Genomic DNA, 21,631 nt, shown 5'->3' with positions numbered 1-21,631 from the left:
GAAACCGCGCCGCGGCGTGGGCGGGGCGTCTGTGCCGCGGGGGTCACGGTGCCGCGGGCGGTGACCGTGCCGGCTCTTCGGGATCCCGGGGCGTACGTGATTCTGCTTCCCGGGTCGTACGTGACGGGTGAGGCTGCCGCGGCCGGGGGTCCGCAGTGGTCGACGGCCTGCGGTGGCCGGGGGAGGAGTGAAGCCGGCGTGAGGGTGTCGGCGGTTCTGTCTCCTGCGGCTTCCGCAGCGGAGTCGCCCCGACTCGACCCCGGCTTCGCGGCGGTCCCCGCCGCAGGGGTCAGCTCTTCGGCCCTCCGAGGCCCTGCGCCGCCGCGGTCGGGATCGAATCCGGGCCGACGTCCGCCTCGGACTCCCCGCAGGCCGCCGGAGCCGGTGCGCCCGCCGCGACCGCGCGGGAGAGCTCCGCCGCCCGGGCCCGGTTGCGGCGGGCCGTGCGCAGGGCGTCCCAGGTCAGCAGGGTCAGCGCGATCCATACGAGACCGAAGCCGGCCCACCGCTCGGGCGGCATCTCCTCGTGGAAGTACCAGATGCCGAGGACGAACTGGAAGACCGGCGCCAGATACTGCAACAGCCCGAGCGTGGACAGCGGCACCCGGATCGCCGCCGCCCCGAAGCACACCAGCGGGATCGCCGTCACCAGACCCGTCGCCGCAAGCAGCGCCGCATGCCCGCCGCCGTGCGCGCCGAACGCGGCCTCGCCCCGGCTCCCCAGCCACAGCAGAAACGCGAGCGCGGGCAGGAACTGGATGGCCGTCTCGGCGGCCAGCGACTCGATCCCGCCCAGATTCACCTTCTTCTTGGCCAGCCCGTACGTGGCGAACGAGAAGGCCAGGATCAAGGAGATCCACGGCGGCTGCCCGTATCCGAACGCGAGCACCAGCACCGCCGCGAGGCCCACCGCCACGGCCGCCCACTGCAAGGGACGCAGCCGCTCCTTGAGCAGCAGTACGCCCATCGCGATGGTCACCAGCGGATTGATGAAGTAGCCGAGCGAGGCCTCCACGACATGGCCGGAGTTGACCGCCCAGATGTAGACGCCCCAATTGATGGTGATGACGCCCGCACCCACGGCCACCAGGCCGAGCCGCTTCGGCTGCCGCAGCAGCTCACCGGCCCAGGCCCAGCGCCGGACGAGGAGCAGAGCGACCGCGACGACGGCGAGCGACCAGACCATCCGGTGCGCCAGGATCTCCCCGGCCCCGGCCGGCTTCAGGAGCGGCCAGAAGAGGGGGACGAGGCCCCACATCCCGTACGCCCCGAAGCCGTACAGCAGGCCGGCACGGCTCTCGCGTGACGTCGACTGCATTGAGGCCTCCCGACCGGCACACCGATTCTCGAACTCTCCGACGGTAGCGGCCGCAGGTCCTGCCTGTCATCTCCGTATCGCTCTTTGGTCCTTACTGTGCTGCGTGCCTCACTGGTCCTTCAGGGCCCCGGCGACGGCCTCGGCGATCGGGGTCGTGGGGCGGTCGATCAGCCTGGCCAGATCGCCGCTGGTGGTGGCGAGCAGCCCGCGGGCGATCGCGGCGTCGACGTCGACGAGGATTGCCGCCATCGGCTCGGGGAGCCCGGCGCCGGTCAGGATGGCCAGGTTGTCGGCGGCGGGCACATCGGCGTAGCCGATCTCGCGCCCGGTCTGCCGGCTCAACTCGGCGGCGTACTCGGTGAAACTCCACGCGACGTCGCCGCTCAGCTCGTACACCTGGTTCTCGAAACCGTCGCCGGTCAGGACGGTGACGGCCGCGGCGGCGTAGTCCGCACGCGAGGCCGAGGCGACGCGGCCGTCGCCCGCGCTGTTCACGACGGCGCCGTGCTCCAGGACCGGGGCCAGGTTCTCGGTGTAGTTCTCGTGGTACCAGCCGTTGCGCAGGAAGACGTACGGCAGGCCCGAGTCGAGGATCAGCTGCTCGGTCACCTTGTGCTCGGCGGCCAGCTCGAAGTCGGCGTCCGGGCCGCCGAGTATGCCCGTGTACGCGAGCAGGGCGACGCCGGCCGTCCGTGCGGCGTCGATCACCGCGGTGTGCTGGGCGACGCGGCGGCCCACCTCGCTGCCGGAGATCAACAGGACCCGGTCTCCGGCGCCGAATGTGCCCGCGAGCGTCTCCGGCCTGCTGTAGTCGCCGATCCGCAGTTCGACTCCGCGGGCGGCGAGGTCCGTCGCCTTCTCCTTGTCGCGGACGACGGCGGCGACGCGGTCGGCCGGAACCTTCTCGAGCAGTCCGTCGATGACGTGGCGGCCGAGGTGTCCGGTGGCTCCGGTGACGACGATCATGGGGAAGCTCCTTGGTGTGGATGCGGTTCGCTCGATGCCGCGGGGCTTGTTCCGCGGCTCTTCCCGATCGTAAAATTGACACTAACCAAAGGAAAGTACCCACTTTGAAGTAAGGTACTGGCATGAAGGTGAGCATTGAGGTGAGCAAGGTGAAGGCGCGCGAGGCGGAGGCCAGTCCGAAGCCGGGTCTGGACGCGCTCCTGCCCGACGTCTTCGCCGCCGACTGCGCATCCCGCGGCATCCTGGAGCACATCGTCAGCCGCTGGGGCGTGCTCGTGCTCGCCTCGCTCCTGGAGGGCACCATGCGGTTCAGCGCACTGCGTCGCCGTATCGGGGGCGTCAGCGAGAAGATGCTGGCGCAGACGCTGCAGACCCTGGAGCGCGACGGCATGGTGCTGCGCGAGGCCAAGCCGGTGATCCCACCGCACGTCGAGTACTCCCTGACGCCGCTCGGCCGGCAGGCGGCGCACCTGGTGTGGTCGCTGGCTCACTGGTCCGAGGAGCATGTCCCGCAGGTCGAGTCGGCCCGCGCGGCGTACGACGGCAGGCGCGGCTGAGCCGGGGCGGGGGCGCGGGCGCGATCGGCGGATGCGACGAGGCCCGGTCCCCTGCAATTCGCCGAGCGGGGGCCGGGCCTCGTCGTATGTGCGGTGTGGCTGGCAGTGGGTGCGGTGGCGGCCGCGTCAGCCGGCGACGGTCCAGGTGTCGCCGCCCGCGAGGAGCGCGGCGAGGTCGCCCTTGCCGTCGCGTTCGACGGCGGCGTCGAGCTGGTCGGACATCTGGGTGTCGTAGACGGGGCGGTCGATGTCGCGGAGCACGCCGATGGGGGTGTGGTGCAGGGTGTCGGGGTCGGCGAGCCGGGAGAGGGCGAAGGCGGTGGTCGGGGACGCGGAGTGCGCGTCATGGACCAGGATCTGCGACTGGTTGTCCTCGGTGACGTCGACGATCTGCAGGTCGCCGGTGAGGGAGTCGCGGATGACGCCCTTGGCCTGTTCGACTCCGAAGCGGATCGGCTGTCCGTGTTCGAGGCGGATGACGGCTTCCTCGGCCTGCTGTTTGTCCTTGAGGACCTCGAAGGCGCCGTCGTTGAAGATGTTGCAGTTCTGGTAGATCTCGACGAGGGCGGTGCCGGGGTGGTCGGCGGCCTGGCGCAGGACCTCGGTGAGGTGTTTGCGGTCGGAGTCGACGGTGCGGGCGACGAAGCTCGCTTCGGCGCCGATGGCGAGGGAGACGGGGTTGAAGGGGGCGTCGAGGGAGCCCATCGGTGTCGATTTGGTGATCTTGCCGACTTCGGAGGTGGGGCTGTACTGGCCCTTGGTGAGGCCGTAGATCCGGTTGTTGAACAGCAGGATCTTCAGGTTGACGTTGCGGCGCAGGGCGTGGATGAGGTGGTTGCCGCCGATGGACAGTGCGTCGCCGTCGCCGGTGACGACCCAGACGCTCAGGTCGCGGCGGGAGGAGGCGAGGCCGGTGGCGATGGCGGGGGCGCGGCCGTGGATGGAGTGCATGCCGTAGGTGTTCATGTAGTACGGGAAGCGGCTGGAGCAGCCGATCCCGGACACGAAGACGATGTTCTCCTTGGCGAGGCCGAGTTCGGGCATGAAGCCCTGCACGGCCGCGAGGACCGCGTAGTCGCCGCAGCCGGGGCACCAGCGCACTTCCTGGTCGGACTTGAAGTCCTTCATGGACTGCTTGGCCTCGGCCTTCGGGACCAGGTGCAGCAGTCCATTACCGGCGTCAGTCATCGATGGCCTCCTTGAGAGCCTTGGCGAGCTGCTCGGCCTTGAACGGCATTCCATTGACCTGGTTGTAACTCCGGGCGTCCACCAGGTACTTCGCCCGGAGCAGGGTGGCGAGCTGCCCCAGGTTCATCTCCGGCACGACGACCTTGTCGTAACGCGCGAGGACGTCGCCGAGATTCCGCGGCAGCGGGTTGAGGTGGCGCAGATGCGCCTGCGCGATCCGCTCGCCCGCGGTCCGCAGCCGGCGTACGGCGGCGGTGATCGGGCCGTACGTCGATCCCCAGCCGAGGACCAGGACGCCCGCGCCCTCGGGGTCGCCCGTGCCCGTGTTGGGCGGCGAGGCCGTGGCGGGGTCGTCGACCTCCAGGTCGGGGACCGTGATGCCGTCGACCTTGGCCTGGCGGGTGCGGACCATGAAGTCGTGGTTGGCCGGGTCGTAGCTGATGTTGCCGGTGCCGTCCTGCTTCTCGATGCCGCCGATGCGGTGCTCGAGACCCGGTGTGCCGGGGATGGCCCAGGGCCGGGCGAGAGTTTGCGGGTCGCGCTTGTACGGCCAGAAGACCTCGGTGCCGTCCTCGGTGGTGTGGTTCGGGCCGTGCGCGAACTGGGTGCGCAGGTCCGGGAGTTCGTCCACCTCGGGGATGCGCCACGGCTCGGAGCCGTTGGCCAGGTAGCCGTCGGAGAGCAGGAACACCGGGGTGCGGTACGTCAGCGCGATCCGGGCCGCCTCGAGTGCGGCGTCGAAGCAGTCGGCCGGGGTCTTCGGGGCGACGATCGGCACCGGCGCCTCGCCGTTGCGCCCGTACATCGCCTGCAGCAGGTCGGCCTGTTCGGTCTTGGTGGGCAGGCCGGTGGAGGGGCCGCCGCGCTGGATGTCGATGACAAGCAGCGGCAGTTCGAGGGAGACGGCCAGGCCGATGGTCTCGGATTTGAGGGCGACGCCCGGGCCGGAGGTGGTGGTCACCGCGAGCGAGCCGCCGAAGGCCGCGCCGAGCGCGGCGCCGATGCCGGCGATCTCGTCCTCGGCCTGGAAGGTCCGCACGCCGAAGTTCTTGTGCTTGCTCAGCTCGTGCAGGATGTCGGAGGCCGGGGTGATCGGGTACGAGCCCAGGTACAGCGGCAGATCAGCCTGCTGACCTGCGGCGACCAGACCGTAGGACAGGGCCAGGTTCCCCGAGATGTTGCGGTACGTGCCGGTGGGGAAGGCCTTGGCGGCCGGGGCGACCTCGTAGGAGACGGCGAAGTCCTCGGTGGTCTCGCCGAAGTTCCAGCCCGCGCGGTACGCCGCGATGTTCGCCTCGGCGATGTCGGGCTTCTTGGCGAACTTCTGCCGCAGGAACTGCTCGGTGCCCTCGGTCGGCCGGTGGTACATCCAGCTCAGCAGGCCGAGCGCGAACATGTTCTTCGAGCGGCCGGCGTCCTTGCGGGAGAGGTCGTACTCCTTGAGGGCCTCGACCGTGAGCGTGGTCAGCGGCACCGGGTGGACGTTGTACCCGTCCAGGGAGTTGTCCTCGAGGGGCGAGGTCTCGTAGCCGACCTTGGCCATCGCGCGCTTGCTGAACTCGTCCGTGTTCACGATGATCTCGGCGCCGCGCGGCACGTCGGCGATATTGGCCTTGAGCGCGGCCGGGTTCATCGCCACCAGGACGTTCGGTGCGTCGCCGGGGGTGAGGATGTCGTGGTCGGCGAAGTGCAGCTGGAAGCTCGAGACGCCGGGCAGGGTGCCGGCGGGGGCGCGGATCTCGGCCGGGAAGTTCGGCAGGGTCGAGAGGTCGTTTCCGAACGAGGCCGTCTCCGAGGTGAAACGGTCACCCGTCAGCTGCATCCCGTCACCGGAGTCCCCCGCGAACCTGATGATCACCCGGTCCAGACGACGTACCTCTTTGTCACCGGACGGTTTGCGCTGCTCGCCGACGACCGTGGCGTCGGCCTGTTCGGCTGGGCTACTGACCTGGCTGGTCACTGAACTGGACCTCCCTCGAGGCTGCGGCACGTGGACGAACCGACCGACCGGTCCTCCCAAGGCCACCCTACGTCGGTAAGGGTGGCCTTCCCCGGGTCGCTCATATCGTGGACGTGGATTTGAGACGGGTCATGGTCCCGGTTTGTCATGAATTGCCAGTCCTCGCGTCTTTCTTCGAGGACGCTCTTGGTTCGTACTTTGGTTCTAGGTCCTGACGCGAGCCTGACGTCGCCCTGACGCCCGATCCGCCGTCGAGGCCTCGCCCGACCGTATCTGACTATGTGTCAGACATCATGAATTGAGATACGTGAGAACCGCCAGTACGCGCCGGTGATCCCCGTCACTCTGCGAGAGGCCGAGCTTCAGGAAGATGTTGCTCACGTGCTTCTCGACGGCGCCGTCGCTCACCACCAGCTGCCTGGCGATCGCCGAGTTCGTCCGGCCCTCGGCCATCAGACCCAGGACCTCGCGCTCGCGCGGGGTGAGGCCGGTCAGCACGTCCTGCTTGCGGCTGCGCCCGAGCAGCTGGGCGACCACCTCCGGGTCGAGCGCGGTACCGCCGTCGGCGACGCGCACCACGGCGTCCACGAACTCCCTGACCTCGGCCACCCGGTCCTTCAGCAGATACCCGACACCGTGGCTCGACCCGGCCAGCAACTCCGTCGCGTACTGCTCCTCCACATACTGGGACAGGACCAGGACCCCCAGGCCGGGGTGGTCGCGGCGCAGCCGCACCGCGGCCTTCACGCCCTCGTCGGTGTGCGTCGGCGGCATACGTACGTCCGCCACCACCACGTCCGGGATCAGGCCCTGGTCGTCCAACTCGCCGATCGTCTTGATCAGCGCCTCGGCGTCGCCGACGCCCGCGACCACCTCATGCCCCCGGTCGGTCAGCAGCCGGGTCAGGCCCTCCCTGAGCAGCACTGAATCCTCGGCGATGACCACCCGCACCTTGTCCTCCACGATCCGTCCGTCCCCCCAGAAGCTCCCCAGCTACCGACGCCGTCCAGCATCTCAGCATCCGGGAACCTCCGCGCCCACACACCACGAATCCATCACCGGCCATGACCGGGGCTTCCGTCGCCGACTGTGCCTTTCGGCGGCGACGGTGCGTTCCGGCGACGGCTGGGGCTGCTGGGCGGGACGGTGCGTTCGGGCGGCGGCTGGGGCTGCGGGGCGCGACCGTGCCTTTCGGCCGCGACTGGGGCATCCCTCCGCCGGCGGGCTTTCGCCGCTGCCGCCGGGAATCCTTGCCGGCACTGGGGCACCACGCGCCGGGGTGGGGCTTGCCCGGGCAGGTGATTGTCCGGCCTTCTGCTTGCCCGCCCGCCTGGCTGGCTGCGTGGGCGCCCTGCTGTCGGCTGCCTGTCCGGAAGACCCCCAGCCGGACCGGCCCCCGCGCCTCAGCCGCGCCAGGGCAGTTCGGCCGTGACCGTCGTCGGGCCGCCCCGCGGAGAGTCGACCACGAGGATGCCGTCGACGGCGTCCATCCGCTCGGCCAGACCCGCCAGGCCGGAACCTGCAGTCACCTCCGCGCCGCCCACACCGTCGTCCGTTATCTGCAGCAACAGGCGGTCCGAAGTACGCCACACGTCGACCATCGCGCGGGACGCTCCGGAGTGCTTGCTGATGTTCTGCAGCAGTTCGGAGGCGGTGAAGTAGGCGATCCCCTCGATGGCGGGGGCGGGGCGGCGGTCCAGGTCCACGTCCACCGTCACCGGGACCGTGCAGCGGGAGGCCACCGCGGAGAGTGCCGCGTCGAGTCCGCGGTCGGTGAGGACCGCCGGGTGGATGCCGCGGGCCAGATCCCGCAGCTCCTGCAGCGCGATCTTCACCTCGCCGTGTGCCTCGTCCACCATGCGGGCCGCGGCCTGCGGGTCCTCCCGCAGCTTCTCCTTGGCCAGGCCGAGGTCCATGGCGAGCGAGACCAGGCGGGCCTGTGCGCCGTCGTGCAGATTGCGCTCGATACGGCGGAGGTCGGCGGCCGCGGTGTCGACCACGACGCCACGGTCCGACTCCAGCTCCACCACCCGGGAGGCGAGCAGCGACGGGCCGAGCAGCCCCGTCACCATCAGCCGGTCGACCATGGTCAGGGACCGGATCAGCCAGGGCGTGGCAAGGGTCACGAGCAGCCCGATCAGTGCGGTGGCGGCGATCTCGAGGGGAGAATTCAGATACACCGAGTGCGTCTCGTCGCCGTACAGCTGGATGCCGTCCTGTCCCGTGTACATCGGGAAGACCCACTGCCACAGCGGGTACGTCAGGAGGCCCCAGCCCACCGTCCAGAAGGTGACCGCGACGACGAAGGAGAAGATCGCCCACGGGAAGTGCAGGAACGAATAGAGCACCGTGCGCCAGGAGGCGCCGCTCTTGAGGACGGCGCCGATCCAGGCCATGCCGCCGGACTTCTTGGGCCGCACCGGGTCCGGGTCGCCGACCTCGAGGCGCAGCAGCGAGCGCGCCCGCATCCGCTCCATCGCGCCGAACCCGCGCAGACCGGCCAGGCCCGCGGCAAGGACCGGGATGCCGATGAAGGTGACCAGGAGCCCGGCACCGAGCGACAGCGCCGTCACCGCGAACACGAAGGTGAACGTGGCGATCGGCAGGCTCAGCAGGATGTACCCGAACTCGCTCCAGGTGCGTGCCGCGAACGGGGCGCGCAGGGCCGGCGGCAGCAGATGGCGCCGCTCGGCGGGGCTGTCCCCGGGGAACCCGGTCCGGGTCGGGTGTCCGTAGTCCGTCGCCATCGCTGCCATCCGTTTCTACTCTGCTGCACTGCAGTGGCCTGTCCGCAGCCTGCGGGGTCTTTCCGTCGTACCTCCAGGCTCCCCGGTCCGGAGCCCTCGCACCATGCGGTCCGTCTCAGTCTTCGACCGGGGGTTTTCCCCACCCCCGAACGAGGCCGTCACCGACCGCGGACCCGCTCGGCGGTCCGGCTCAGTGGTCGCGGTCCCGGTCCCGCCACGGCAGCTCCGCCGCGATCGTGGTGGGGCCGCCGGGCGGTGAGTCCACGGCGAGCAGGCCGTCGACCGCACCGAGGCGTTCGGCGAGCCCCGCCATCCCTGACCCACCGCTCAGCTCGGCGCCGCCCTGTCCGTCGTCCTCGACCTGTATGAGGAGGCGGCGATCGGTGCGCCACACGTCCACCGATGCCGTACGGGCACGGCTGTGCTTGCTCACGTTCTGCAGGAGCTCGGAGACGGTGAAGTAGGCGATGCCTTCGATCGCCGCTGCGGGGCGGGCCGGAAGGTCGACCGTCACCGTCACCGGGACCGTGCAGCGGGAGGCCACCGCGGAGAGTGCCGCGTCGAGTCCGCGGTCGGTGAGGACCGCCGGGTGGATGCCGCGGGCCAGATCGCGCAGCTCCTGCAGGGCCAGCTTGACCTCGCCGTGCGCCTCCTCGACCATCGCGGCCACCAAGTCGTCGCTCTCGCCCTCGACCAGCTTCTCCTTGGCCAGACCGAGGCCCATCGCCAGATTGACCAGGCGGGCCTGCGCGCCGTCGTGCAGATCGCGCTCGATGCGGCGCAGATCGGCGGCCGCCGTGTCCACGACGACGCCGCGGTCCGACTCCAACTCGGCTATGCGCCGCTCCAGTTCGTCGGAGGGGGAGAGCAGTCCGCGGACCATCGCCCGGTCCACATTCGTCAGGCCGCGGGTGATGAAGGGCAGTACGGGCCACAGCAGGAACAGCGAGACGAAGCCGACCGTGAACGTCACCACGCCCCACGGCAACCTGATGAACGAATACAGCATCGTCCGCCAGCCGACCGGGTCCTTCAGGCCCGTCCACAGCCGCCCGAACATCCCCTCGTCCTTGACCCGCGGCAGCGGGCTCGGCTCGTCGACCCGCACCCTGAGCAGCGAACGCGCTCTCGCCCGCTCGAACCGTCCGATCCACCGGGCACCGGCGAGCCCGCCGGCAAGCAGCGGAAGCCCGACCACCGTGACCGTCAGGCCCGAGCCCGCGGCCAGCACCACTGTCGCGTACACGAAGCCGAGGAGCGCGACCGGGAGATTGGCCAGGAGATGTGCGATCTCCCGCCAAGTCTGCGCATGCAGAGCGGAACGCGGGCGGGGCAAGGGCTCGGATCCGCCGACGGAGGTGCCAGGTGCTGTCATGCCACCAAGCCTGCCGGGATCACCGCGCCCGCGCCATGAGGTCCACCCCTGAAAGCACCTGAGGAAAACCCCACCCCGGACGGCACTGCGGACGCCACCCCGGACGGCACCCGGGACCCCACCCGGGACCCCACCCACGACACCGTCGACGGCAGCGACCGTGACAACCTCCGCGCATTCCCGCGCATTCCCGCGCTTTGTGCTCGACGGGCTGCTTACCGCTTCTTTAGCAGGGCCTAGACTCCCGTGCGTACAGATCATGCGCGCGCCTCGTGCGTACGGAAGTCGCACGCAGATCATGCGTACAGATCAAGGGTCGTCGGCCGGACGCTCCCGCTTCCCGCGGAGTGTGCACGGGGCGACCGCGGCCGACGAGACCAGGGAGCGAGGGGCGGACGTGCCGGAACCGACCGTTCTCGGGGCGGATTTCGCGACAGCGGCGGGCGGCGGACGCGCGCCCGCCGATGCGGGCTCCCCGGCGGACACCGCACAGGGCCTCGCCGCCGACTACTTCCCGAGCTACTCGACGGTCGGCCTCCTCGCCGTCGTCGGCGTGCTCTTCGTCGCGGTCGCCTTCGGCGCCGGACGTCTGCTGCGGCCGGTCGTCCCCACGCCGGAGAAGCTGCTCACCTACGAATGCGGAGTCGATCCGGTCGGCGAGGGCTGGGCGCACACCCAGGTCCGGTACTACGTCTACGCCTTCCTCTATGTGATCTTCGCCGTGGACTCGATCTTCCTGTTCCCCTGGGCCACGGTTTTCGCGGCTCCCGGGTACGGGGCGACGACGCTCGTCGAGATGTTCATCTTCCTCGGCTTCCTGACCATCGGACTGCTCTACGCCTGGAAGAAGGGCGTCCTCACATGGACGTGACGATCGGCCCCGCACCGGGCGCCTCCGAAGCCGCCGGCGACGGCGTCCCCGCCAAGCTCGGGCCGCTGGCCCGGCTGGCCCCGCAGCCCATGAAGGTGGTCCTCAACTGGGGCCGCCGCTACAGCCTGTGGGTCTTCAACTTCGGCCTCGCCTGCTGTGCCATCGAGTTCATCGCGGCCTCGATGGCCCGGCACGACTTCATCCGGCTCGGTGTCATCCCGTTCGCGCCCGGCCCTCGGCAGGCCGATCTGATGGTGGTCTCGGGCACGGTCACGGACAAGATGGCACCTGCGGTGAAGCGCCTGCACGAGCAGATGCCCGAGCCGAAGTACGTCATCTCCTTCGGTGCCTGCAGCAACTGCGGCGGCCCGTACTGGGACTCGTACTCGGTCACCAAGGGCGTCGACCAGATCATCCCCGTCGACGTCTATGTGCCCGGCTGCCCGCCGCGACCCGAAGCCCTGCTGCAGGGCATCCTCAAGCTGCAGGAGAAGATCGCGCGCGAGTCGCTCGGCGAGCGCTACGGGCGCAAGGGCGCGGCGCGTCCGTCGGCGGCCGCGCTGCAGAGCGACCTGGTCGCGCCCCCGGCCGCGGCGAAGGAGGGGGAGCGGTGACGGGCTGGCTCCCCGACGAGGTGACCGAGCTGTTCGGCGCGGAGACCACGGCCGAGGAGGCGTACGACCTGTTGACGGTCGACGTACCCCCGCAGGACTGGATCACGGCGCTGGAGACCGCGCGCGTACGGCTCGGCTGTACGTATTTCGACTGGCTGAGCGCGGTGGACGAAGCGGAAGCCGGATTCCGTGTCTGTGCGCATGTGGTCGCGCTGCACCCGACCCGGCGGCTCCTGGTGCGTACGACCGTCCCCCACGCGGCACCCGTACTGGCCTCGGCCGTCGAGGTGTACGCGGGGGCGGCCTGGCACGAGCGCGAGACGCACGAGATGTTCGGCGTCGACTTCACCGGACACCCGGGGCTCGATCCGCTGTTGCTGCCGGAGGGCTTCGAAGGGCACCCGCTGCGCAAGGACTTCGTCCTCGCCGCGCGCGTGGCCAAGGCATGGCCGGGCGCGAAGGAGCCGGGGGAGTCGGGCGCCGGGCACGGTGGCCCCAAGCGGCGCCAGATGCTTCCTCCCGGGGTGCCGGATCCGAACGAATGGGGGCCGTTGAAGGGCCAGTTGCCGCCGGCACCGACCCGCGGCGCCCGCGCGGCCGGCGAACGCCCGGCCCGGCGCACCCGCACGGCGGCCGAGGGCTCGGCATCGAGCGGCACGGCACCGCGCCGGGCACGGAGTGCGAGCGGGGGCTCGGCGTCCCAGAGCACGGAGTCCGGTACGGGACCGGAGTCTGGTACGGGACCGGGATCCGGTACGGGACCGGAGTCCGGTACTGGACCGGAGTCCGGGGCGACCACTGCAGCGGGTCCTGGGCCGGCGCCCGGGACGACCACCGCATCGGGTACGACCGCGGATTCCGGACGGACTACGGATTCCGGTACGGGCACGGCATCCGGTACGGGTACGAGTACGGCTCCGGGAACGGGTGGGGCGCAGGGTGGCGCCCCGCGGACTCCGCGACGCTCCCGCAGCGCCGGCGAGGGCTCGGCCTCCCAACGCCCGGCCCCCGCGGGCCCGGTGAGCGAGGACCCGTCACCCTCCCCGTCCGGTGCGCCGCAGTCCGAGCCGGAGCGTTCCCCCGGAGCTCCCCGCTCCGGCGACGCCCCCTGGCACCACGCGCGCCCGGCATACGACGAGAGCACCCCGAGCCCCGAGCCGGCACCGGACACCGACAGCGCCTCGGACACCGACAGCGCCTCGGACGCCGAGCCCGACTCCGGGTCGGCCGCCGCGAAAGGGCCTGCCGGGACGTCGGGTTCGGCTGGGGCGGAGGGCGCCGGGGCGGCTTCGGACGTGGGTCGTGTGTCGCGTGCAGAGTCGGGTGCGGGCGGCGACCGGTCTTCGGCCGTCGACTCGGACTCGCAGTCGGACTCCGCGAAGAGGGTCACCGCGTCGAAGAGTTCGGCCGGGGCAGAGGGCGCCGAGGCGGCCTCGCGCGTGGACCGGGCGTCGGGTGAGTCGGCCGGGGATCCCGGCCGGGTGGAAGGTGCCGAGGCTGCGCGAGGCGGGAAGCCGGCAGGTTCTGCGCCGGGACCGGAGACTGCTCATCCGCAGGAAACCGGGCCGTCGGGGACCGGGACGCAGGCGTCGGGCGGGGAGCGGGTTCCGGGCGACGAGCCGTCAGGGGATTCTGCTGCCGCGGAGGAGATCGGGTCCGGGGCGGAGCCTAGCCGTGGTCGGCCGACCGCCGCGGCGCCGGACGCCGCAGAGGTGGACGCCACCGAGGCCGATGCCACCGAGGCGGCACCGGGAGTCGACGCCGAATCGGCAGGCGAGGCCGGATTGGGCGTCGAGCCCGCACGTGACCCGGCGCCCGAGCCCGCGGGGCGACCCGCACCCGAGGCCGTGGACGAACCCCAGGCCGTGGACGAACCCGGGACCGGCGACGGCCCCGAGAACCGACCCGCACCCGGGACCGGGACCGGGAACGAGAGCGAGAACGCACCCGGCACCCGGAACGCACCCGGCACCGGAACCGCCCCCCAGCCCGCCCCCGACAGCCCCCCCGACACCCCCGCCGGAGGCGACGCCGTATGAGCGACGTACTCGATGTCGCCCTGCGACTGCTCGTCGTCTTTGTCGCCTTTCTCGCGCTGCCGCTGATCGTCGGACAGACCGAGCACAAGGTGATGGCGCACATGCAGGGCCGCCTCGGCCCCATGCACGCGGGCGGCTTCCACGGCTGGGCGCAACTCGTCGCCGACGGCGTCAAGTTCGCGCAGAAGGAGGACATCGTCCCTGCGGGCGCCGACCGGCGGATCTTCCAGCTCGCGCCGGCCGTCGCCCTGCTGCCGTACCTCCTCGTCCTCGTGGCCATCCCGATCGGCCCTGGCGAGGGTGCGGTCGGCGTGGTCGTCGACGCCGGCATCTTCTTCGTCCTCGCCGTGATGGGCGTCGGCGTACTCGGTTCCCTGATGGCCGGCTGGGCCTCCGCGAACAAGTACTCGCTGCTCGGCGGCCTGCGCACCGCAGCCCAACTGCTCGCCTACGAACTGCCCATGCTGCTTGCCGCCGCCTCCGTCGCGATGGCCGCGGGTACGGTCTCGCTGACCGGCATCCTCGACGCCTTCGAGTGGTGGTGGCTGCCCTGGCAGATCGTCGGCGCCCTGGTGTTCTTCGTCGCCGGACTCGCCGAACTGCAGCGCCCGCCCTTCGACATGCCCGTCGCCGACTCGGAGATCATCTTCGGCTCGTACACCGAGTACACCGGCCTGCGCTTCGCGCTCTTCCTGCTCGCCGAGTACGCCGGCATCGTCATCCTGTGCGGGCTGACCGCCGTACTGTTCCTCGGCGGCTGGCACGGTCCGTGGGGCGCGGACGGCCTCGGCTGGGTGTGGACGCTGCTCAAGACCGCCGTACTCGCCTTCGTCGTCATCTGGCTGCGGGTCAGCTACCCGCGGCTGCGCGAGGACCAGCTGCAGCGCCTCGCCTGGACGGCCCTCGTCCCGCTCGCCCTCGCCCAGATCGCCCTCACCGGCGTCGTCAAGGTGGTGATCCAGTAGTGCCGCCGTCCGAGCACCCGCCGCATCCGCCTGCCGCGCACTCGACCTCCGCACCCTCGCGTTCCTTCCCGGGCAGCGGGCTCGCCAAGGGCCTCGCCGTCACGCTGCGCACGATGACGAAGAAGACCGTCACCGCGCAGTACCCGGAGGCACAGCCCGAGCTGCCGCCGCGTTCGCGCGGCGTCATCGCGCTGTTCGAGGAGAACTGCACGGTCTGCATGCTGTGCGCCCGCGAGTGCCCCGACTGGTGCATCTACATCGACTCCCACAAGGAGACGGTGCCGGCCGCGGCCCCGGGCGGCCGCGAGCGCAGCCGGAACGTCCTCGACCGCTTCGCCATCGACTTCTCGCTCTGCATGTACTGCGGTATCTGTATCGAGGTCTGCCCCTTCGACGCGCTGTTCTGGTCACCGGAGTTCGAGTACGCGGAGACGGACATCCACGAGCTGACCCACGAGCGCGACAAGCTCCGCGACTGGATGTGGACCGTGCCCGCGCCGCCCGCGCTCGACGCGGCGGCCGAGGAGCCGAAGGAACTGGCCGCGGCCCGCAAGGCCGCCGAGAAGCTGGCACAGGAAGCCGCGGAACAGAAGCAATCGACGGCAGAACAGAAGCAATCCGCGGCGGAACCGCAGGACTCCGCGGCGGACCAGCAGGGCACAGCCGGAGAGGAGGGCGCGCAATGACCGCCTCCGCGAGCGGCGCGGTAACGCTCACCGCCGCCGCCCACCCCGGCTTCCTGTCCCCGACCGGCGTCGAGATCGCCTTCGTCCTGGTCGGCCTCGTCACCCTCGGGGCCGCCCTTGTCACGGTCACCACCAAGCAGTTGGTGCACGCCGCGCTCTGGCTGGTCGTCGCACTCGGCGGGCTCGCCGTCGAGTACCTGCTCCTGACGGCCGAGTTCATCGCCTGGGTGCAGGTGCTCATCTACGTCGGCTCCGTGGTCGTCCTCCTTCTCTTCGGTCTGATGCTCACGCGGGCCCCCATCGGCCGTTCCCCGGACGCCGATTCGGGCAACCGGCTGCCCGCCCTCGCCGTCGCGATCGCCGCCGCGGCCGCCCTCGTCTGGGTGGTCGTCGACGCCTTCCGTACGACATGGATCGACCTCGGCACCCGGCAGGGGTCCACGGACGCGGTCGGCGCGATCCTCTTCAAGCACTGGGTGCTGCCCTTCGAAGCCCTCTCCGTACTGCTGCTCGCGGCCCTGGTCGGCGCGATCGTGCTGAGCCGCAAGGGCGGAACGCCGGAATCCGGCAAGGACCCGCAAGCCAGCAAGGACCCGCAATCCGGCAAGAGCCCGGAATCCGGCAAGGACGGAGCCTCCGGCACCACCCCCGGCGAGCGGGACAAGGAGCCGCGCTGATGCATCTCGCCTATCCCGCCGTGCTGGCCGCGCTGTTGTTCTGCACGGGGCTCTACGGCGTACTGGCCCGCCGCAACGCGATCCTGGTCCTGATGTCGGTCGAGCTGATGCTCAACGCCGTCAATCTGAACCTCGTCGCCTTCGACGTCTGGCTGCGCGACGCCCTGCACGCAGGCCAGGCGCTGACCCTCTTCACCATCGCCGTCGCCGCCGCCGAGATCGGCATCGGCATGGCGATCGTCCTGCTCGTGTACCGCAACCGCGGCAGCTCCGACATCGACGGTCTGCGCGACACCGCGGAACAACCGGACGACGGCCCCGAACCACCCGACGACCCGTCCGGAGACAGCTCCGACGCGGCCCGCCCGGCGGGACAGAAGGCCGAGGCCACCGCGTGACGACCACCACCCTCGCCGCCCTCGTCCCCCTCCTTCCGTTCCTCGGATCCGTGGCCGGGCTGCTGCTCGGCCGCCGGGCACCCGGATTCGTCCGGCCGCTCGCCGTACTGCCGACCCTGACCGCGCTCGCGCTCGCCGTCGTCGCGGCCGTACGCCAGGGCGGCGGCGAACCGATCACCGCGGCCACCGAACTGACCCCGACCGGCCTGGTCCTGCCGACCGGCCCCGTCTCCGTCGAACTCGCCCTGAACCTCGACGGCTTCGCCGCCCTCGCGGCCGTACTCGTCGCCCTCGTGGCCTCCTGTGTGCAGATCTACTCCACGGGCTATCTGCGCGACGACCCGCGCTATCCGTCGTACGCGGCGCTGGTCTCGCTCTTCACCGCCGCGATGCTGCTCGTCGTCTACACCGGCGATCTCATGGTGCTCCTGGTCGGCTGGGAGGTCATGGGCATCTGCTCGTACTTCCTGGTCGGGCACTACTGGGAGACGCCCGAGGCGCGGGCCGCTTCCCTGAAGGCCTTCCTGGTAACCAAGCTCGGTGATGTCCCCTTCCTGTTCGGTCTGTTCGCGCTCGCCGTGGACGCCGGGTCGTTCCGGATCGCCACCGTGCTGCGCACCGTCGCGGAGGGCGGGCTCGACCACCCGACCCTGATCGCCCTGCTGCTGCTCGCAGGCGTGGCGGGCAAATCCGCCCAGTTCCCGCTGCACACCTGGCTGCCGGACGCGATGGCCGGTCCCACGCCCGTCTCCGCGCTGATCCACGCCGCCACCATGGTCGCGGCCGGTGTCTACTTCGTCGCCCGGCTCCTTCCCGTCTTCACCTCCTCCGCCGCGGCCCTCGTCGTACTGGCCGCGATGGCCGCGGCGACCATGATCGGCTCGGCCCTGGCCGCCCTGGCCCAGGACGACATCAAGCGGGTGCTCGCCTACTCGACGATCGGCCAACTCGGCTACATGACCGGCGCGCTCGCCGTCGGCGAACGCGGCGCCGCCACCTTCCACCTCCTGTCCCACGGCGCCTTCAAGGCGCTGCTCTTCCTCGCCGCCGGCGTGATCATCCACGCCGCGGGCACCAACTCCCTCTCCGCGATGTGCCGGATGCGCGGCCTGCGCGACCGGATCCCCGACGCGTACTGGACGATGACCGTGGCGCTCCTCGCGCTCGCCGCGATCCCGCCCTTCAGCGGCTTCTTCTCCAAGGAGTCGGTGCTCGCCGCCGCCGAGCACGCCGCCACCGGCCACGCCGACGCCGTACCCGGCTCTGCCGGACTGATCGTGCTCGTCTCCGGACTGGTCACCGCCCTGCTGACCGCCGCCTACGCCACCCGTCTGTGGCTGCTCGCCTTCCGCGGCCACGGCACCGAGGCGCCCGACCACGGCCGGCAGCCGCTCGCCATGAACGCGGTGCTCTGGGTGCTCGCCGTCCCCACCGTCGCCTTCGGCCTGACCGTCGGCGTGCTCCCCGGCTGGTTCGACGGGCACGCGCTCACCCCGACCGTCACCACCTCCGTCCTCGCTACCGGTGTCGCCCTCGTCGGCGGACTCGTCACCTACGGCGCCTGGCGGCACACCACCGCGCTCGCCGCCCGGGTCCCGCTCGGCGCCGTCGCCGCCCATCCCGACGCCGAACCCGCCGTGTCCGAGGCCGAGTCCATCGCCACGCACACTGCGGCCTACGGATCACCGGGCGCCGCGCACGACCCCGCCGACCCCGGCCGGCTGCTGCTCGGACCGCTGCACCGGCACGCCGCCACGGGCTTCCACCTGGACGCGCTCTACGACCGCCTCTTCGTCCGCCCCACGCGCGCCGCGGCCCGCCTCGTCCACTTCCTCGACCGCGAGGTCGTCGACACCTACGTACGAGGTGCGGGGGCCCTGCCACGGCTCCTCGGAACAGCCGTGCGCCGGGCGCAGACCGGCAATGTGCAGACCTATCTGAGCGTGCTGCTCGCCGGCTCGGTGGTCCTTGCCGTCGCCGCCGTACTCGTCACAGCGGGAGCCTGAGCCGTGATCGATATCTCCGACACCGTCCTGCAGTTCGTCCTTGTCGTCGTGGTGGCCGGACCGCTCGTCGGCGCAGGCGCGGCCCTCCTTCCGGCGCCGCCCGGACTGCGCGGCACGTCCCCCGACCAGGCCGTGCTCCGGCACGGCGTCACCGTCACCGGTGCCGTACTCCTGGCGGCCCTCGTCCTCGCCGTGGGCTTCGACCACGACCACCCCGCCACGATGCAGGCGACCACCGACATCAGCTGGATCCCCGCCCTCGACGTGCGGCTCCACTTCGGTGTCGACGGCATCTCGCTCCCCCTCGTCGTCCTCACCGCCCTGCTCACCTTCCTCTGCGCGCTGTACAGCTACTTCAAGATGCCCGCGGGCCCGTCTCCCCGGGCATTCGTCGCCCTGCTGCTCGTCCTCGAGTCCGGCACGCTCGCGACCTTCGCCGTCCTCGATCTGCTGCTGTTCTTCCTGGCCTTCGAGATGGTCCTCATCCCGATGTACTTCCTCATCGCCCGCTGGGGCGGCGCACAAAAAGCCCAGGCCGCCTGGAAGTTCATCCTCTACACGCTGCTCGGCTCCGTCGTGATGCTGCTCGGCCTCCTCGTCATCGGCCTCGATTCAGGCACGTTCGACATGGTGGCACTCGCCACTGACAACGGCTCGGGGATGACCAAGTCGGTGCAGGTCATGGCCGTTCTGGCGATCGGGATCGGGCTCGCCGTGAAGACCCCGATGTGGCCGCTGCACAGCTGGCTCCCGGACGCCCACACGGCGGCCCCGACCGTCGGCTCGGTGCTGCTGGCCGGCGTCCTGCTGAAGATGGGCACGTACGGGTTCGTGCGCATCCTGCTGCCGGCGACGCCGGACGGCATGAGCGTCTTCGCGCCGTATCTGGCCGCCTTCGCGGTGGTCGGCATCATCTACGGATCGCTCGCCTGCCTCGCCCTGGCACGCAAGGGCGCGGGCGGCGACCTCAAACGGCTCATCGCGTACTCGTCCGTCGGCCACATGGGCTTCGTACTGCTCGGCATCTCGACGATGACACCGACCGGCGTCAATGGCGCGCTGTTCGCCAACATCGGCCACGGACTCATCACCGGACTGCTGTTCTTCCTGGTCGGCGCGCTCAAGGACCGCACCGGCAGTACCGATCTCGACGCGCTCGCCCGGGAGACGGGCGGCGCACTCTACGGCCGCGCGCCCCGCCTCGGCGGACTGCTCGCCTTCGGCGCCGTCGCCTCCCTCGGACTGCCCGGACTAGCCGGATTCTGGGGCGAGATGCTCGCCCTGTTCGGCGCCTTCCGGCCTGCCGAAGGGCTGCACCGGGGCGCCTTCCTGACCTTCATGGTGATCGCCGGCATCGGCACCCTGCTCACCGCCGCGTACCTCCTGATCGTCGTCCGCCGCGTCTGCATGGGCGCGCCACCGGCGGCCGACGCACCGGACGCACCCCGTCTCGCCGACGTCCAGGGCTACGAGTTCGCCTCCTGGACCCCGCTCGTCGCCCTCACCGTCCTCGCCGGACTCTGGCCCGCGCTGTTGCTCGGCCTCACCGACCCGGCCGTGCAGCAGCTCCTCGCAGGAGGCAAGGCATGACCTCCCTGGTCCAGTCCGTCGACTGGCTGGCGATCGCGCCGCCGACCATCGCGGCGCTCACCGGCCTGCTCGTGCTCGTCACCGACCTGTTCGTGCCGGCCGGCCGCAAGGGCCTGCTCGCCTGGCTGTCCGTGGCCGGCCTCGCCGCCGCCTCGCTGGCCCTGCTCCTGCTGCTCGACGGCGACCGGTCCACGTTCTGCCTGACCGGCGACACGGCGGTGTGCAGCTACACGGCGGACCGCTTCACCGTCGTCATCCAGTTCCTGGTCCTGGCCGGAGCCCTGGTGACCGCCCTCCTGTCGGTCGGTCCGCTGCGCGAGAACCGCGGCGGCGAGGCCGAACTCCCCGCGGGTGAGTACTGGTTCCTGCTGCTCTCGTCCGCCGCCGGCGCCGCCCTGCTGCCCGCATCCCGCGATCTGGCCACCCTGGTCATCGCCCTCGAGGTCGCCTCGCTGCCCGCCTTCGCGCTGGTCGGCCTGCGCCGCGGCGACCGCCGCTCCGCCGAGGCGGCCCTGAAGTTCTTCCTGTCCTCGGTGGTCGCCACCGCCGTCACCCTGCTCGGCGCCAGCTTCGTGTACGCGGCGACGGGCACGCTGCATCTGACCGAGATCGCCACCGCGCTCGACGACGTGGACCCGGCCCTGACGACCCTGGCGCAGACGGGAGTTGCCCTCACTCTGGTGGGCTTCGCCTTCAAGACCGCCGCGGTGCCGTTCCACTTCTGGGTGCCCGACACGTACATCGGGGCGCCGCTCCCGGTCGCCGCCTATCTCTCGGTGGTCGGCAAGGCGGTCGGCTTCACCGGTCTGATCCTGGTCACGGTCGTCGCGTTCCCGTCGTACGCCCACGTGTGGGGACCGGTGATGGCGGTCCTCGCAGGTCTGACGATGACGGTCGGCAATGCGGCCGCCCTGCGACAGAGCTCCACGCGCGCGTACAGCGCGGTACGACTGCTCGCCTGGTCCTCCGTCGGACAGGCCGGCTACCTCCTGGTGCCCATCGCATCGGCGGCCTACGCGGACGACGCGGCCGGCGCCGAGCGGGCGGTCGGCGCCACCGTGTCGTACGCCCTGATGTACGCGGCGGTGAACCTGGGCGCGTTCGCGGTCGCCTCCCTCGTCGCACGCAGCAGGCCGCGCAACCGGATCGAGGACTACCGGGGCCTGTACGCCAGGCGCCCGCTCGCCGCCCTCGCGCTCGGGTTCTTCCTGCTCTGCCTGGCCGGCCTGCCGCCCGGCATCATCGGCCTGTTCGCGAAGGTCACCGTGTTCGCGGCGGCGGTCGACGCCGGACTCGGCTGGCTGGCCGTGGTGATGGCGGTCAACGTGGTCATCGCGCTGGTCTACTACCTGCGCTGGACCGCGGTCCTGTTCCGCGCGCGCGTGGACGCCCCGCAGCAGGCTCCCGTACGGCTCCCGCTTCCTCTCACCGGTGCGGTGGCCCTCACGGCGGTCGTAGCCGTCGCCCTGTCCGGGGCACCGCAACTGGTCCTGCGTTTCTCGGAGGGCGTGCTGTTCTGAGCGGTTGCCCGAAGGGCACCGCCCCGCCCACCTCACCCGATCGGCCGAGCACACCTCCCCATGGCCCGGGGAACCCGCGCCCACCGCCTGGCGTTGACCAGGTAGGGAGGGTCCACTGGAGAGTGACCAGTAAGCCGAGGGTTCCCCTGCCGCA

At 71.1% G+C, this 21,631-nt stretch carries 18 protein-coding genes; 11 read left to right on the top strand and 7 right to left on the bottom strand.

Translation table 11 applies throughout. The features are described from left to right. Nucleotides 1-289: 289 nt before the first annotated feature. Both rarD and DY218_RS05545 read right to left on the bottom strand, forming a co-directional pair. The gene (gene rarD, locus DY218_RS05550; protein ID WP_128554768.1) at nucleotides 290-1,318 is read right to left on the bottom strand and encodes an EamA family transporter RarD; all 1,029 of its coding nucleotides are present in this window, start codon (nucleotides 1,316-1,318) and stop codon (nucleotides 290-292) included. A 108-nt stretch (nucleotides 1,319-1,426) separates the two neighbouring features. Further along, entirely contained in the window at nucleotides 1,427-2,284 is an 858-nt protein-coding gene (locus tag DY218_RS05545) for an SDR family oxidoreductase (protein ID WP_128554767.1), read from the bottom strand. A 122-nt stretch (nucleotides 2,285-2,406) separates the two neighbouring features. Here DY218_RS05545 and DY218_RS05540 point away from each other — a divergent pair, with 122 nt between their 5' ends. Beyond that, the gene (locus DY218_RS05540; RefSeq protein ID WP_128554766.1) at nucleotides 2,407-2,841 is read left to right on the top strand and encodes a winged helix-turn-helix transcriptional regulator; all 435 of its coding nucleotides are present in this window, start codon (nucleotides 2,407-2,409) and stop codon (nucleotides 2,839-2,841) included. Nucleotides 2,842-2,967: 126 nt separating this feature from the next. Here the strand turns inward: DY218_RS05540 and DY218_RS05535 are convergent, their stop codons facing one another. The 5 genes from DY218_RS05535 to DY218_RS05515 all read right to left on the bottom strand — a co-directional run bounded on the left by DY218_RS05535 (nucleotide 2,968) and on the right by DY218_RS05515 (nucleotide 10,111). Further along, on the bottom strand, nucleotides 2,968-4,029 hold the full coding sequence (locus DY218_RS05535) for a 2-oxoacid:ferredoxin oxidoreductase subunit beta (protein ID WP_128554765.1): 1,062 nt from the start codon (nucleotides 4,027-4,029) through the stop codon (nucleotides 2,968-2,970). Further along, the gene (locus tag DY218_RS05530; protein ID WP_128554764.1) at nucleotides 4,022-5,989 is read right to left on the bottom strand and encodes a 2-oxoacid:acceptor oxidoreductase subunit alpha; all 1,968 of its coding nucleotides are present in this window, start codon (nucleotides 5,987-5,989) and stop codon (nucleotides 4,022-4,024) included. The genes DY218_RS05535 and DY218_RS05530 overlap by 8 nt, the downstream gene beginning before the upstream one ends. 291 nt (nucleotides 5,990-6,280) lie before the next feature. Then, nucleotides 6,281-6,940, bottom strand: coding sequence for a response regulator transcription factor (locus DY218_RS05525; protein WP_325051970.1), 660 nt, complete (start codon nucleotides 6,938-6,940; stop codon nucleotides 6,281-6,283). Between the two features lie 452 nt (nucleotides 6,941-7,392). Continuing rightward, nucleotides 7,393-8,736: a sensor histidine kinase gene (locus DY218_RS05520; protein ID WP_128554848.1), complete on the bottom strand. Its 1,344-nt coding sequence runs from the start codon at nucleotides 8,734-8,736 to the stop codon at nucleotides 7,393-7,395. Nucleotides 8,737-8,926: 190 nt separating this feature from the next. Then, nucleotides 8,927-10,111, bottom strand: coding sequence for a sensor histidine kinase (locus tag DY218_RS05515; RefSeq protein ID WP_128554762.1), 1,185 nt, complete (start codon nucleotides 10,109-10,111; stop codon nucleotides 8,927-8,929). A 397-nt stretch (nucleotides 10,112-10,508) separates the two neighbouring features. On the opposite strand from DY218_RS05515, the gene DY218_RS05510 reads away from it, so the two are divergent. From DY218_RS05510 to DY218_RS05465, 10 genes are all read left to right on the top strand, one after another. Continuing rightward, a complete protein-coding gene (locus DY218_RS05510; protein ID WP_233521373.1) occupies nucleotides 10,509-10,982 on the top strand; it encodes an NADH-quinone oxidoreductase subunit A in 474 nt (157 codons plus the stop codon). Next, nucleotides 10,973-11,596 carry an NADH-quinone oxidoreductase subunit B gene (locus DY218_RS05505; RefSeq protein ID WP_233521372.1) on the top strand — a complete coding sequence of 208 codons (624 nt, stop codon included), beginning with the start codon at nucleotides 10,973-10,975 and terminating at the stop codon, nucleotides 11,594-11,596. Before DY218_RS05510 ends, DY218_RS05505 begins: the two co-directional genes overlap by 10 nt. Then, nucleotides 11,593-13,635 (top strand): NADH-quinone oxidoreductase subunit C, encoded by a 2,043-nt coding sequence (locus DY218_RS05500; protein ID WP_233521371.1) that lies wholly within the window; start codon nucleotides 11,593-11,595, stop codon nucleotides 13,633-13,635. The genes DY218_RS05505 and DY218_RS05500 overlap by 4 nt, the downstream gene beginning before the upstream one ends. Further along, complete coding sequence (locus tag DY218_RS05495; protein ID WP_128554761.1) at nucleotides 13,632-14,600, top strand: complex I subunit 1/NuoH family protein; 969 nt, start codon at nucleotides 13,632-13,634, stop codon at nucleotides 14,598-14,600. Before DY218_RS05500 ends, DY218_RS05495 begins: the two co-directional genes overlap by 4 nt. 113 nt (nucleotides 14,601-14,713) lie before the next feature. Continuing rightward, entirely contained in the window at nucleotides 14,714-15,286 is a 573-nt protein-coding gene (locus DY218_RS05490) for a 4Fe-4S binding protein (protein ID WP_128554845.1), read from the top strand. After that, on the top strand, nucleotides 15,283-15,963 hold the full coding sequence (locus DY218_RS05485) for an NADH-quinone oxidoreductase subunit J family protein (protein ID WP_128554760.1): 681 nt from the start codon (nucleotides 15,283-15,285) through the stop codon (nucleotides 15,961-15,963). Before DY218_RS05490 ends, DY218_RS05485 begins: the two co-directional genes overlap by 4 nt. Beyond that, nucleotides 15,963-16,361 carry an NADH-quinone oxidoreductase subunit NuoK gene (gene nuoK, locus DY218_RS05480; RefSeq protein WP_128554759.1) on the top strand — a complete coding sequence of 133 codons (399 nt, stop codon included), beginning with the start codon at nucleotides 15,963-15,965 and terminating at the stop codon, nucleotides 16,359-16,361. The genes DY218_RS05485 and nuoK overlap by 1 nt, the downstream gene beginning before the upstream one ends. Then, nucleotides 16,358-18,367, top strand: a complete 2,010-nt coding sequence (locus DY218_RS05475; protein WP_128554758.1) for an NADH-quinone oxidoreductase subunit 5 family protein — start codon at nucleotides 16,358-16,360, stop codon at nucleotides 18,365-18,367. The genes nuoK and DY218_RS05475 overlap by 4 nt, the downstream gene beginning before the upstream one ends. Before the next feature lie 3 nt (nucleotides 18,368-18,370). Then, the gene (locus DY218_RS05470) at nucleotides 18,371-19,957 is read left to right on the top strand and encodes a complex I subunit 4 family protein (protein WP_128554757.1); all 1,587 of its coding nucleotides are present in this window, start codon (nucleotides 18,371-18,373) and stop codon (nucleotides 19,955-19,957) included. Further along, nucleotides 19,954-21,477, top strand: a complete 1,524-nt coding sequence (locus DY218_RS05465) for an NADH-quinone oxidoreductase subunit N (RefSeq protein ID WP_128554756.1) — start codon at nucleotides 19,954-19,956, stop codon at nucleotides 21,475-21,477. The genes DY218_RS05470 and DY218_RS05465 overlap by 4 nt, the downstream gene beginning before the upstream one ends. Nucleotides 21,478-21,631: the final 154 nt, after the last annotated feature.

The organism is Streptomyces triticagri (assembly GCF_003429565.1).
Classification (GTDB): Bacteria; Actinomycetota; Actinomycetes; order Streptomycetales; family Streptomycetaceae; genus Streptomyces; species Streptomyces triticagri.
Note: the sequence above shows the minus strand (reverse complement) of the source record. Positions and strands in the feature narration are given on the sequence as shown.